At 55.9% G+C, this 13386-nt stretch carries 13 protein-coding genes; 5 read left to right on the top strand and 8 right to left on the bottom strand.

Going from position 1 to position 13386, the window contains the following annotated elements; all coding sequences use genetic code 11:
* Together HP459_RS15505 and HP459_RS15500 are read right to left on the bottom strand one after the other, a co-directional pair.
* Positions 1-531, bottom strand: a 531-nt coding sequence (locus tag HP459_RS15505; RefSeq protein ID WP_171936438.1) for a YhjD/YihY/BrkB family envelope integrity protein, incomplete at its 3' end; no start/stop codon positions are given.
* Between the two features lie 50 nt (positions 532-581).
* Positions 582-1481 carry a LysR family transcriptional regulator gene (locus tag HP459_RS15500; protein WP_045308794.1) on the bottom strand — a complete coding sequence of 300 codons (900 nt, stop codon included), beginning with the start codon at positions 1479-1481 and terminating at the stop codon, positions 582-584.
* Positions 1482-1600: 119 nt separating this feature from the next.
* On the opposite strand from HP459_RS15500, the gene HP459_RS15495 reads away from it, so the two are divergent.
* Together HP459_RS15495 and HP459_RS15490 are read left to right on the top strand one after the other, a co-directional pair.
* Positions 1601-2359, top strand: a complete 759-nt coding sequence (locus HP459_RS15495; RefSeq protein WP_045308793.1) for an SDR family NAD(P)-dependent oxidoreductase — start codon at positions 1601-1603, stop codon at positions 2357-2359.
* Between the two features lie 174 nt (positions 2360-2533).
* Complete coding sequence (locus HP459_RS15490; protein ID WP_022649715.1) at positions 2534-3136, top strand: response regulator transcription factor; 603 nt, start codon at positions 2534-2536, stop codon at positions 3134-3136.
* On the opposite strand, the gene HP459_RS15485 is transcribed toward HP459_RS15490, so the two are convergent.
* Together HP459_RS15485 and HP459_RS15480 are read right to left on the bottom strand one after the other, a co-directional pair.
* Positions 3115-3453 (bottom strand): lysozyme, encoded by a 339-nt coding sequence (locus HP459_RS15485; protein ID WP_022649714.1) that lies wholly within the window; start codon positions 3451-3453, stop codon positions 3115-3117. The genes HP459_RS15490 and HP459_RS15485 overlap by 22 nt on opposite strands.
* A gap of 71 nt (positions 3454-3524) precedes the next feature.
* Positions 3525-4064: a GNAT family N-acetyltransferase gene (locus HP459_RS15480; RefSeq protein WP_165716344.1), complete on the bottom strand. Its 540-nt coding sequence runs from the start codon at positions 4062-4064 to the stop codon at positions 3525-3527.
* Between the two features lie 146 nt (positions 4065-4210).
* Here HP459_RS15480 and HP459_RS15475 point away from each other — a divergent pair, with 146 nt between their 5' ends.
* On the top strand, positions 4211-5797 hold the full coding sequence (locus HP459_RS15475; RefSeq protein ID WP_063850354.1) for an STY4199 family HEPN domain-containing protein: 1587 nt from the start codon (positions 4211-4213) through the stop codon (positions 5795-5797).
* A gap of 110 nt (positions 5798-5907) precedes the next feature.
* Here the strand turns inward: HP459_RS15475 and HP459_RS15470 are convergent, their stop codons facing one another.
* The 3 genes from HP459_RS15470 to HP459_RS15460 form a co-directional block, all read right to left on the bottom strand.
* Entirely contained in the window at positions 5908-7557 is a 1650-nt protein-coding gene (locus tag HP459_RS15470) for an alpha,alpha-trehalase (protein WP_022649711.1), read from the bottom strand.
* Positions 7558-7739: 182 nt separating this feature from the next.
* Positions 7740-9092, bottom strand: a complete 1353-nt coding sequence (gorA, locus tag HP459_RS15465; protein ID WP_022649710.1) for a glutathione-disulfide reductase — start codon at positions 9090-9092, stop codon at positions 7740-7742.
* Between the two features lie 71 nt (positions 9093-9163).
* Entirely contained in the window at positions 9164-10006 is an 843-nt protein-coding gene (locus HP459_RS15460) for a 23S rRNA (adenine(2030)-N(6))-methyltransferase RlmJ (RefSeq protein WP_023298830.1), read from the bottom strand.
* A gap of 208 nt (positions 10007-10214) precedes the next feature.
* Between HP459_RS15460 and prlC the strand changes: the two genes are divergently transcribed.
* Together prlC and rsmJ are read left to right on the top strand one after the other, a co-directional pair.
* The gene (gene prlC, locus HP459_RS15455; protein ID WP_038416884.1) at positions 10215-12257 is read left to right on the top strand and encodes an oligopeptidase A; all 2043 of its coding nucleotides are present in this window, start codon (positions 10215-10217) and stop codon (positions 12255-12257) included.
* A 7-nt stretch (positions 12258-12264) separates the two neighbouring features.
* Entirely contained in the window at positions 12265-13017 is a 753-nt protein-coding gene (gene rsmJ, locus HP459_RS15450; protein ID WP_032677156.1) for a 16S rRNA (guanine(1516)-N(2))-methyltransferase RsmJ, read from the top strand.
* 92 nt (positions 13018-13109) lie between these two features.
* Here rsmJ and HP459_RS15445 read toward each other — a convergent pair.
* Positions 13110-13386, bottom strand: a 277-nt coding sequence (locus HP459_RS15445; RefSeq protein WP_171936437.1) for a universal stress protein, incomplete at its 5' end; no start/stop codon positions are given.

The following is a 13386-nucleotide window of genomic DNA, read 5'->3' as shown; positions in this document are numbered from 1 at the left end:
CTGCGGCGTACGCTCCCAGACGTCACGCGACTGGGCGCGAATGGCTTCACGCAGGTTGCCCATCCAGTTAACCCCGGAATAGAGCGCAATCAGCAACCCGACGATACCCACGGTGGTACGCTGCTGCACGGCGGTATTGATGGTGCTTTTGAGCGTCGTGGCGAGCGTCTGGTCGCTGACGTTGGTCAGGATCTTATTGAAGATGTCCTGCAACAGCGTCGGGTGAGACGCCAGCACAAAACCGGCGGCAGCAAACGACACCATCAGGATGGGGATCATCGACAGGAAAGAGAAGTAGGTGATCGCCGCGCCAAACTGATTTCCCATGCGGTCGTTAAAGCGCTCAGCGGCGCGGATCAGGTGAGCAATCGCGGGTATCTGCTGAATTTTTTCGGCTATGCCGGTCACGGTGCCCAGCGCTTTGCTGGTCGTTCCAGGCTCCTTCGGCGCTTCAGGCTCGTTATCCATCTTTTTGATGGGTTCATAATCTAAATGTTGAGTCGGTCGTTGCGGGTTATTTTCCGGCGTCACGCGCATTTTCCTTTTCGTTGAGCTGGATGTTACTGAATTATAGCTTGCGACTAGTCCACGTAACTTTTTGTGAGTTCGGTAAGCCACTCCATAAACACATGCACCCGACGGGAGAGGTTACGGCGGTGGGGATAAATGAGGGAGACGGGCATTGGTTCAGCCCGATATTGCGGCAGGATCTCAACGAGTTTTTTCGTGCGCAGGGCATCACGCACCCCGACGCGCGGAGCCTGAATAATGCCAAGCCCGGCGATACAGGCGGCCTGGTAGGTTTCCGTGCTGTTCACCGTCAAAACGCCTCCCGTTTTTATCCACTGGGTCGCGCTGCCGTTGAAATACTCAAAACCCAGAGGACGGGTGCCCAGCGTGGCGGAGTAATGAATGAGGGCGTGTGAGCCCAAATCATCCAGCGTCTCAGGGTAGCCGAATCGCGTGAGATAATCCGGGCTGGCGCAGTTAATCACTGAAAGCTTCCCAAGCGGGCGGGCGATAAGCCCGGAGTCCTTCAAGTTTCCCACGCGAACCACGCAGTCAAATCCTTCGCGGATGACATCGACCAGACGATCGCTGCTGCTCAGCTCAAGCTCAATGCCGGGAAACTGTTGTAAAAATGCAGGCAGTTTCGGAATGACGACATTTCGTGCAATGGCAACGGGCATATCCACACGTAGCCGACCGCTGATGGTGGAAGGGTCGTGCAGAAACATGCCGTCCAGTTCGTCCAGATTCATCAGCAGATCTTTTGCGCGTTCGTAATAAACCATGCCGTCCTGCGTCAGGCTGACGCGGCGGGTAGTGCGGTGCAGCAGTTGAGTGCCAAGCGCGTTCTCCAGCGCCTGGATCTGCCGCGAGACACTCCCCTTCGGCAGGCTTAACGTCTCCGCCGCGCGGGTAAAACTCTCCAGTTCCGCGACGCGAAGGAAAAGCTGCATTGCGTATATTTTATCCATAGATATGGGTCATTGTTGTTTGAAATGAAACAGTGAAGCGTTGGCGGCACTATTTATTGATTTTCTACCATCTAATAAGCTCATTCTCAATCTTCATCGCAGTCGAAACGAGGTGAATTATGCGTGAACGTATTGCATTAGTGACGGGCGGTAGCCGCGGCCTGGGTAAAAATGCGGTTTTGAAGCTTGCTGCGGAAGGGACAGATATCATCCTGACCTGGAACAGCAGTCAGCAGGAGGCGCAGGAAGTTGTACGCGAAATTGAGGGAAAAGGTAGAAAAGCGGCAGCATTGCAGCTTAACGTCGGCGATACGGCAAGTTTTGCGCGCTTCGCTCAACAGGTGAAGGAAACCCTTGCACACGTCTGGCAACGTGACACCTTTGACTATTTAGTGAACAACGCAGGTACAGGGTTATACGCACCCTATACCGAGACGACAGAAGCGCAGTTTGATGATGCGGTGAATATTCACTTCAAAGGTCCGTTTTTCCTCACACAACAGCTGCTGCCGCTCATAAAAGACGGAGGACGGATCCTGAACGTCTCAAGCGGACTGGCCCGTTTTACTCAGCCAGGTTCAGGGACTTACGCGGCAATGAAAGGAGCGATGGAAGTGCTGACCCGCTATCAGGCAAAAGAGCTTGGCGTGCGCGGAATTTCCGTCAATATCATCGCGCCTGGCGCGATTGAAACCGACTTTGGAGGCGGACGCGTAAGGGATAATGCGGAGCTTAACCAGCTGCTGGCCTCGCAGACGGCGCTGGGACGGGTGGGCCTGCCCGATGATATCGGTGACGCCATTGCGGCGTTGCTCAGTGACAAACTGGGCTGGATGAATGCGCAACGTATTGAAGTTTCAGGCGGTATGTTCCTGTAATGTTCAGACTTAAGGGGGAGGGAACCCTCTTAAGGAAATCCTTAAAGCAGGTGTGTCTAAATGATGAAAGATATAAAGAGAGCTGGGTGAATTGTAACCTCTCCATTCATTGAGTTTTTTCTTAAAAAATGCCTCTGTAGAATCCCCCTTCGCTATTCTCAGAGGAGTAATACGATGCGAGTAATCATGTTTGACAGGCAGTCATTATTTATTCATGGAGCGAAGTGCAGTTTGCAGAAATTAATTCCGGAAATAGATTTGACAGGAACTCGTCAGACTGATGAATTATGGGCACACTTATCCGCGTCACCTTCCGCTATCGTCATGATAGATGGGTATTTAATTCATGATAACGGTGTGGCTTTACCGGAAGAGATTATGAATCGTTTTCCAACAGCGCGCGTGGTGCTGGTGTTAACGAAAAAAGAGCCTCGCTGGGTTGAGCAAATGCTACAGCGCAACGTGGTGGCAATAATCCCTCGTAATGCGAATCCCGAACGCTTTTCCGCCGTGCTGGATTCTGTATCGCGAGGGATGGTCTGTTTTCCCGGCGAGTGGATGAACCAGCACTCCTCTCATGATGAGCTGTCATTGTTAAGTGAGCGCCAGCGTGAGGTATTGAAATTACTGGCGGCCGGAGAGTCAAATAAAGAAATAGGTCGTAATCTCAATATCAGTGCGGCAACGGTAAAAGCCCATCTTGAGACGCTTTTCCGTCGTCTTGATGTCAAAAACCGGACGCAGGCCGCGATGTACTATACCCGGGCGACGGCCTGAAGGATCTTCTCTGGCAGAGGGGAATCTTCCCCAAAACTGAAGAGCGTTAATACCAGTGCATCATGCTGCTGTTGGGTTAATGGGCGTTTGTTCATTTCCCGCAGCAGCGACTCACATAAATGAATATCATTGAAAAGCAAATTCTCCGCCTCAGTCGGCGTGATGAGGCCGTTAAATTTTTCCCACTGGCGAATCACGTGACCGTAACCTATAACCCATATTCCCTTTTCGTCACGGTATTTCTCCAGGGAAAGACCCTGCTGTTTTTTAATTAATGCGATTGCAGCAGAAGATATCTGCATTGCATAACCCGTCATAAGCGTTTCCTCTTTATGGCGGAACTATAAAGGGAAAACAGCCCGGGGAATATCCGCCAAATGGCCGTTGATCAGGTTTTACTGAACGGATATTCCTTTTTCAGTAAACCGAATAGCCAGTCGTTATGCCATTGCCCTGAAAGGAAATAACTCTCGCGCAACTCACCTTCCAGCTGAAAACCTGTTTTTTCCAGCAGTCGCCTTGAGGCGATATTTCCCGCCGTCACGGTCGCGGTGAGCCGACGGATATTGCCCTGGGTCAGCGCGAAATCACACACCGCCCGCAGAGCTTCAAAGCCGTAACCTTTCCCCTGCGCAGAGGGCGCAAAGAGAAAACCGACTTCGGCACAATCTGCTTCCCGGTGCACATAGCCGGTTACGCCCAGCGGCGTCTGGCTGGCCGTCTCACGCACCACAAGGCAGAGCCAGTGCGAGCTGCCCGGTGCCCACGGCAACAGACGAGACACAAAGGCCTCCCGAATGTCAGCCTCGCTACGCTCATGGGCGACAAAACGCATCACGTCAGGATTTTGCTGTAGCGACAGAAAAAAGGGCCAGTCTTGCTCTTGCAGCGGCAAGCAGGTGAGACGCGCGGTGGTTAAGGCGGGCATGACGATCCTCCGGAGACATTGCAAATGATTATAGGGTTGTCACTTTATTTCAACAGAAAGTCAGGTATGTTTAACCTCCTATAAATAAAAAGAAAAACGACTTTTAATGCCGCTTTGGCGGTACTCATTGTCTCTCAAGGAAAACAATGATGATTAGCTCATCGCATCATACCCGCGAACAGTTTGAACACTGTCTGGCGGCGATCCGCCAGGCGTCTGTTGAAATCTTACTTCTGTTGAATGTACATGTTTCTGAAGGAAAAGATCCACGCTGGTTTCTGGAACAACTGGATAGCGCCCGCCTGGGGCTGGGCGGGTGGGGTGCCGTAGCCAGAAAGCTGAACCTGAATGATGCGGAAATGACGGCCTTTACGCTGCAATTACGCTTGCTTCAGCAGCGCGTTCCCCAGTATGAAAGCGGGCAGGATGTCAGCGAAAACCAGCTGATTGCGGCGATGCGCTTCGTCACATCCCTTGAATATCTGCGTCTGCAACAGCCCCTTCTGACCTACGATACCGGGAGGGTGCCAGACAAGGCGAGCCAGCTCCAGGCGCAGAAACAGGTGCGTGCCATTGAGCTGATGATAAAAGGATTGATACAGCAGGCATGGCCCGATCCGGTGCGGCTGAATAATCATCTTAAGACCTTGTTTAATGCTGAACGTGTGCGTCGCTGGCTGAAAAACGGTGAAATTAATGATGTTCTGAGCGGCATGTTATTTAGTGAGCTGGCCCAGCTGCTGGTGGATAAGAAAGAATTTAGCCGCTACTACGCGTCGCTGTTTAACGCCCCGGACATGCTGACGCTGCTGGTAGAACCCCGCAAAACCCTGCAAACCTTCCTCGAAGATATCCGTCAAATCCGCAACAGCATCACCGTGCAGCAGCCGTTGAGCGGGGCGCAAATCCAGCTGCTCGACAGCTATTACACGCAGATCACCCGCTCCGTTCAGCGCGCGTTTGAGGAAGGGCGGACACGCGTTAACCCGGCGGCGCTGATGGCGGTGGATGAAAGCGAGCTGCATGCATTCTGGGAAAAGGCGCAAAAAATAGACCGCACAACAGGCGGCGATCTGTTTGAAGTGCGTGACAGCATAGAGAAACCGACTCAGCGCGCCGCGCGTACGCCAGAGCAGCGCGAACAGCTGATTTCCGGCGTGCTGTGGGGAGCGGTTGGCATGATGGTTATCGCGATTGTCGTGGGAGGAGCCTGGCTGGTAATCAGCAGTAAACCGCAGCCGACTGTGGCCAGCACGGCATCTCCCGCGCCGGTGCAGGAGATGCGCGAAACGCCTTCCTCGCGAGAAACGCTGACGCGCATGGGTGTAACCTGGGATGAAAACAACTTCCGTTCAGCGATTAGCCGCAACGATACCCGCGTGGCGCTCCTGTTCTTGCAGGGCGGCATGGACTGGAAAATGTCATGGACGGAGGAGGCGTTGTCGGCAGGCTACGACGATGTGCTGGAAGTGATGTTGCGCTACCGCCTGCAAATGACAGAGCAAAAGCCCTGCCGACGCTTTATTAATACGCTTAGCCATGCGATGGCGAACGGCGAATCGCTGACGTCTATGCGTAAGCAGTACCTGAAAGCATTCTGTACCGTCCCGGCGGTAGTGAAACGTCAGCAGCACGACGCCGATATGGCAACGCGCCGCGCGAAGACGCAGCCCGATGCCAGTACAAAAAAATGGCAGTCCATCCAGACTGCCATTTATGAGGTGATCCGCTGATTATTTTTCCCCCTCACCCCGGCCCTCTCCCCAAAGGGGCGAGGGAGAAAAGGCCGCACCGTTAAGTCCCCTCTCCCCTCAGGGGAGAGGGTCAGGGTGAGGGGGGAGACTCAGGGCTCCCCATACAGCCCAATCAACCGCCGCACCACCCCATTCGTCCAGCCGAAGCCATCCTGCAACGGATACTCACCCCCGCCACCTTCGCGTGGCGTGCTGCTGGCGATGTGGTACTTCTCAATCAGCTTATGATGGGTTTTGTAGTAATGGTTTACCGTGTGCAGCCAGCTCCAGGCGATCTCATCCCCCAGCGAGTCGTTGCCGTACTGCTTGAACCCCTGGATCGCCATCCATTGTAGCGGTGCCCAGCCGTTCGGCTTATCCCACTGCTCACCTGTTTCATATTCGGTGGCGAGAATACCGCCCGGCGTGAGCAGACGGGCTTTAACGGCATCGGACAGCCGTTCAGCCTGCTCATGCGTCGCCATGCCCACATACAGCGGCACAATGCTGGCCGCAGAGAACAGCGCCAGGGCTTCACGGCGCCAGTCGTAATCACGATAACAGCCGTTCTCTTCGTCCCACAGATAGCGGTTCACCGCCGCGCGCCGGTCGCTGGCTTTCTGGCGGAATAGTTCAGCCGTCTCTTTATCCCCTTTCGACGCTGAGATATTGGCGATAGCGCTCTCCAGTTTGAACAGGAATGCGTTCAAATCGATGGGGATAAATTGCGTCGTGCGGATACTGGCCAGCCGCGCAGGATCGCGCAGCCAGCGGGACGAGTAATCCCATCCTGAGGCTGCCCCGGCGCGCAGGTCGCGATACACCTCGTTCGGCGGACGACCGGAATGACGGGCGGTTTCAACGTCCTCAATCCAGGATTCATCCCGTGGCGTATCACGATCGTCCCAGTAGCGGTTGAGCAATGAGCCATCCGGCATGCGCACCGCACTGCGATAGGCCTGGTTGAGCAGCAGCGATTCCGCCCCGTCCATCCAGAAGGCGTACTCCATCTTGAGATGCTCAAGATAGCGCTTCGCCCCGCGCACGCCGTCCTCTTCAAACAGCTCCACCATCAGGGCAAAAACCGGCGGCTGGGAGCGGCTGAGGTAGTAGGTGCGGTTGCCGTTCGGGATATGTCCGTAGCGCTCAATCAGCCAGGCGAAGTTATCGGCCATGCATTTCAGCAGATCGTTACGACCGCTTTCTGCCAGCCCCAGCATGGAGAAATAAGAATCCCAGTAGTAGGTCTCGCTGAATCGCCCGCCGGGCACAATATAGGCCTGCGGCAGCGCCAGCAGCGACGACCACGGGATGTGATCCTGCGGCTCGCGCGTCAGCACCGGCCACAGGTTATCAATGTGTTCTTTCAGGGAGAAGCCGGGATCAGAGACATACTCTTTACTGTAGTCCTCCGGCAGCCAGAAGTGATTCTCCACAAAGCGCGCCAGGTCAAAATCCCGATGACGACGCACTTTACGGTAGCGGATCAGGATATCCAGCGGGTCCATTTTCGGCGCGCAGTCTGGGAAAGTTTTGCTGTCCGCAAACAGCCGTGTCGACTGCACATGTTCGAACAGTTCAAGATAACGATCGGCAGGCGTCAGGGCATCGGAGGCAGGTAGCCCCTCGATCATTTCGGGTTCCGGCTCCGCCTCAATCATTTCATCCAGTTTCAACTCGCAGGGATCGGTCTCGTAGCGCAGCTCTTCTGCAATCTCGAACTCGATGTTCTCGGTAGCCTGTAGTTTCTGGTTGAACATGGTGATAAGGACCTCCGGTTGTGTGTTCTAAAAGACAGGTTTTTCCGGGCGTCTTATAAGCGTAGACATTCGCTTCGGTGGATGTGGAGGGATATGTGCGGTAGATCACGATTTTCGGAGCATTCGTTTTGCAACGATTTATGAATGTTAAAAAAATGCCCCTTTGAAGAGGGGCATCAATATCAACGCATTGTTACAAACTCTTCTGCCGCAGTGGGGTGGATCGCCACGGTGTTATCGAAGTCTTTTTTCGTTGCGCCCATCTTCAGCGCCACTGCGAAGCCCTGCAGGATCTCGTCCATGCCAAAGCCTATGCCGTGGATGCCAACGATCTTCTCGTCCGGGCCCACACAGACCAGCTTCATGCGGCACGGCTGACGGTGCGAGGTGACCGCGGTATACATCGCGGTAAACGCCGATTTATACACTTTCACCTGATCGTCGCCGTACTGCTCGCGCGCCTGCGGCTCGGTTAAGCCGACGGTGCCGATTGGCGGGTGGCTGAAGACCACGGTCGGGATGTTGCTGTAATCCAGATGTTCGTCCGGCTTGTTGTTAAACAGACGCTCGGAAAGACGACGCCCCGCGGCCACGGCAACCGGCGTCAGTTCTACGGCACCTGTGTTATCACCAACGGCATAAATACCCGGTACGCTGGTGTTCTGGAACTTATCAACGACGATGTAGCCTTTTTCATTGGTTTTCACCCCGGTTGCGGCCAGGTTGAAGTTGTCGGTGGCCGGTTCACGACCAATCGCCCAGATCAGGCAATCAACGGTCTGGCTGCGGCCATCTTCCAGCTCTAGGGTCAGGCTACCGTCCGCATTTTTAACCACCGCTTTTGGCACGGCGTTGGTGTGCAGGGTTGGGCCTTCGGCGTTCATCACCTCGACCAGCGTGTCGACGATTAGCGGATCAAAGCTACGCAGCGGCGCGTGTTTACGCACAAACAGGTGCGCTTCCGCCCCAAGGCCGTTAATCACGCCAGCAAGCTCAACCGCGATGTAACCCGCGCCTACAATGGCAACGCGCTCTGGCAGAGCAGGCAGCTCGAAGAACCCGTCGGAGTCGATGCCGTATTCCGCGCCCGGAATGTTCGGATGGCTCGGACGGCCACCGGTGGCGATCAGGATGTGATCGGCAGTGATCGTCTCGCCGTTCACTTCGATCGTCTTCGCATCCACGAAACGGGCGAAGCCGCGGATCACGTCGACGTTATTCTTGCCCAGCACATTATCGTACGAGGTGTGAATACGGTCGATATAGGCGGTACGGCTGGCGATCAGCTTATCCCAGTCGAAGTGGTTGATGGTGGTGTCAAAGCCGTAGTCCGGGCCATACATATGGATAGCTTCACGGATTTGCGCGGCATGCCACATCACTTTCTTCGGTACACAACCCACGTTTACGCAGGTGCCGCCGAGTTCTTTGGCTTCAATCAGCGCACACTTCTGGCCGTACATGGCCGCACGGTTGATGGAGGCGATGCCGCCGCTGCCGCCGCCGATTGCGATGTAGTCATAATGCTTAGTCATAGCTTTTGTCCTTAATCGTGAATTGCCGCGATTGTATACCTGAAATCAATAGGTTCCACCGATGGCTGCGATTACTCCGGCACGATCCAGCTTACGGTGGTGTGGCCCGTACCGGCTGGCACCAGCGTTTTATGCAGCCACGGCAGCACGTTGTTCATCTGCGCTTCGAGCTTCCACGGCGGGTTAATCACAATCATGCCGGACGCGGTCATGCCGCGCTGGTCGCTGTCGGGCCGCACCGCCAGCTCAATCTGCAGGATTTTGCGGATGCCGGTCGCCTCCAGATCCTTGATCATGCGCTTAATTTGCGCGCGTAGCACTACCGGATACCACAGGGCATAGGTTCCGGTCGCAAAGCGTTTGTAACCTTCGTTGATACCGGCCACCACCGCCTGATAGTCGGTTTTGATTTCGTACGGCGGGTCGATCAGCACCAGGCCGCGACGCGAAACCGGCGGCAGCTTGGCTTTTAGCTGCTGGTAGCCATCGGCTTTGTCCACGCGGGCGCGGTTATCTTTCTGAAACTCAGCGCGCAGCAGCGGGAAGTCGCTTGGGTGCAGCTCGGTCAACTGGAGGCTGTCCTGCTCGCGCAGCAGCTGGCGGGCAATCAGCGGAGAGCCAGGGTAATAGCGCAGCTGGCCGTTGCGGTTGAAATGATTCACCACGCCGATGTACGGCTCCAGTTCGGCAGGCAGATCGTCCTGCTGCCAGATACGGGCGATGCCTTCCAGATATTCACCGGTACGCTCGGCATGTTCGCCGCTCAGCTGATAACGGCCCGCCCCCGCGTGGGTGTCCAGGTAGAGAAACGGCTTGTCTTTCTCTTTAAGCGCTTCAATGATCAGGCTCTGAACGGTGTGTTTAAGGACGTCGGCGTGGTTGCCAGCGTGGAAGCTGTGGCGATAACTGAGCATGGGTAATGATTTTCCGCTGAATTGACGATTTGCCACAGTTTACAGCAGAACGGCACAGATTACCCGTAGGCCCGGTAAGCGCAGCGCCACAGGGCGTTTTTCGACAACCTCCGGCATTGAAATCCTCTACACTTAACCCCATTACAGAAAACAATATGCACAGCGCCGGATGCGCGCTTCATTCATCTATTTCAACAGGACAGCGTTTATGACCAATCCATTACTGACGCCTTTTTCGTTGCCACCGTTTTCTAAAATCCTCCCTGAGCATGTGGTTCCAGCCGTTACCCAGTCGCTGGAAAACTGCCGCGCGGCGGTAGAGAACGTGGTCGCGCAGGGCGCGCCGTACACCTGGGAAAATCTGTGTCAGCCGCTGGCCGAAGTGGACGACGTGCTGGGGCGCATTTTCTCCCCGGTGAGCCACCTGAACTCGGTGAAAAACAGCCCGGAGCTGCGCGAAGCCTACGAACAGACCCTGCCGCTGCTCTCCGAGTACAGCACCTGGGTCGGCCAGCACGAGGGGCTCTACAAAGCCTACCGCGACCTGCGCGACGGCGACCATTATGCCGAACTGAACACGGCGCAGAAAAAATCGGTTGATAACGCGCTGCGTGATTTCGAACTGTCCGGGATTGGCCTGCCAAAAGAAAAACAGGTTCGCTACGGCGAAATCGCCGCGCGCCTGTCCGAGCTGGGCAACCAGTACAGCAACAACGTCCTCGACGCCACCATGGGCTGGACGAAGCTGATTACCGATGAATCCGAACTGGCCGGTATGCCGGAAAGTGCGCTGGCGGCGGCAAAAGCCCAGGCCGAAGCGAAAGAGCAGGAAGGCTTCCTGTTAACGCTGGATATCCCAAGCTATCTGCCAGTGATGACCTACTGCGACAACCAGGCCCTGCGCGAAGAGATGTATCGGGCCTACAGCACCCGCGCCTCCGATCAGGGACCGAATGCCGGTAAGTGGGATAACAGCCCGGTGATGGCGGAGATCCTCGCCCTGCGCCACGAGCTGGCACAGCTGCTGGGCTTCGACAGCTACGCGGATAAATCCCTCGCCACCAAAATGGCCGAGAACCCACAGCAGGTACTCGACTTCCTGACCGATCTGGCGAAACGCGCCCGTCCTCAGGGTGAAAAAGAGTTAGCTCAGCTGCGCGCCTTTGCGAAAGCGGAGTTCGGCGTGGACGAGCTTCAGCCGTGGGATATCGCATACTACAGCGAAAAACAGAAACAGCACCTCTACAGCATCAGCGACGAACAACTACGTCCGTACTTCCCGGAAAACAAAGCCGTCAACGGTCTGTTCGAGGTAGTAAAGCGCATCTACGGCATTACCGCGAAAGAGCGTACCGATATCGACGTCTGGCATCCGGACGTGCGCTTCTTCGAGCTGTATGACGAGAACAACGAGCTGCGCGGCAGCTTCTATCTCGATCTCTACGCGCGTGAGAACAAGCGCGGTGGGGCGTGGATGGACGACTGCGTGGGCCAGATGCGTAAAGCGGATGGTTCCCTGCAAAAACCTGTTGCCTACCTGACCTGTAACTTCAACCGTCCGGTGAGCGGCAAACCTGCTCTGTTTACCCACGATGAAGTGATCACCCTGTTCCACGAGTTCGGTCACGGCCTGCACCACATGCTGACCCGCATCGAAACCGCTGGCGTCGCTGGTATCAGCGGTGTGCCATGGGATGCGGTCGAGCTGCCAAGCCAGTTTATGGAGAACTGGTGCTGGGAGCCGGACGCGCTGGCGTTTATCTCTGGTCATTACGAAACGGGCGAACCGCTGCCGAAAGAACTGCTGGATAAAATGCTGGCGGCGAAAAACTACCAGGCGGCGATGTTTATCCTGCGTCAGCTGGAGTTCGGCCTGTTTGACTTCCGCCTGCACGCCGAGTTCAGCCCGGAGCAGGGGGCGAAAATCCTCGAAACCCTGGCTGAGATTAAAAAGCAGGTTGCCGTCATTCCAGGCCCGACCTGGGGACGCTTCCCGCACGCGTTCAGCCATATCTTCGCAGGCGGGTACGCCGCAGGCTACTACAGCTACCTGTGGGCCGACGTGCTGGCGGCGGATGCCTTCTCGCGCTTCGAAGAAGAGGGGATTTTCAACCGCGAAACCGGTCAGTCGTTCCTCGACAACATCCTGACCCGCGGCGGTTCAGAAGAGCCTATGGAGCTGTTCAAACGCTTCCGTGGCCGCGAGCCGCAGCTGGATGCGATGCTGGAGCATTACGGAATCAAAGGCTGATTGCTACGTGAAGATCTGCTTAGTAGATGAAACAGGCGCCGGTGACGGCGCCTTATCTGTTCTGGCGGCCCGCTGGGAGCTGGAACATGATGAAAAGAACCTGATGGCGCTGGTGATGACGCCGGAACATCTGGAGCTGCGCAAGCGCGATGAGCCAAAGCTTGGCGGGATTTTTGTCGATTTTGTCGGCGGCGCGATGGCGCATCGGCGTAAGTTCGGCGGCGGTCGCGGCGAAGCGGTGGCCAAGGCGGTTGGCATTAAAGGGAGCTATCTTCCGGACGTGGTGGACGCCACGGCGGGGCTGGGGCGCGATGCGTTTGTGCTGGCCTCGGTGGGCTGCCGTGTTCGGATGCTGGAGCGTAATCCGGTTGTCGCCGCGCTGCTCGACGACGGGCTGACGCGAGGCTATGCGGACCCGGAAATCGGCTCGTGGTTACAGGAACGTTTGCAACTTATTCATGCCTCCAGCCTGACGGCGCTGACCGATATCACCCCGCGCCCGCAGGTGGTCTATCTCGACCCGATGTTCCCGCATAAGCAGAAAAGCGCGCTGGTGAAGAAAGAGATGCGAGTGTTTCAGTCGCTGGTGGGGCCAGATTTAGATGCCGATGGCCTGCTGGAGCCGGCTCGTCAACTGGCGACGAAGCGGGTGGTGGTGAAACGTCCTGACTATGCGCCGCCGCTGGCGGACGTTGCGACCACTAACGCGGTGACCACCAAAGGGCATCGCTTTGATATCTATTCAGGTACGCCGGAATAAAAAAAGCCGGGTGGCGGCTTCGCCTTACCCGGCCTACATTCAGTGCCGCTTGTAGGCCCGGTATGCGTTAGCGCCGCCGGGCTTTTTTGCACTTACTCGTCTTCTTCGTCACGCAGTGGAACAATCAGCATATCCACGTGTACGGTGTTAATCAGCTGACGTGCGGAAGACATCAGTTTGCTCCAGAAGTCCTGATGGTGACCGCATACCACCAGGTCCATATCGTATTTCTTAATCGCATCAACCAGCACCTGGCCCAGATCGCCGCTACCGCTTAAGGTTTCAGTGATTGGATAGCCCGCGTTGGTAGAAAGCTCGCTCAGCGCGTGGTGAGTCTCTTCGGAGATGCGTTTCTGCATATCGCCGAGA

It is taken from the genome of Enterobacter sp. CM29, assembly GCF_013179605.1.
In the GTDB taxonomy this organism is placed as follows: Bacteria; Pseudomonadota; Gammaproteobacteria; order Enterobacterales; family Enterobacteriaceae; genus Enterobacter; species Enterobacter intestinihominis.
This window is presented reverse-complemented; position numbering and strand designations above follow the sequence as displayed.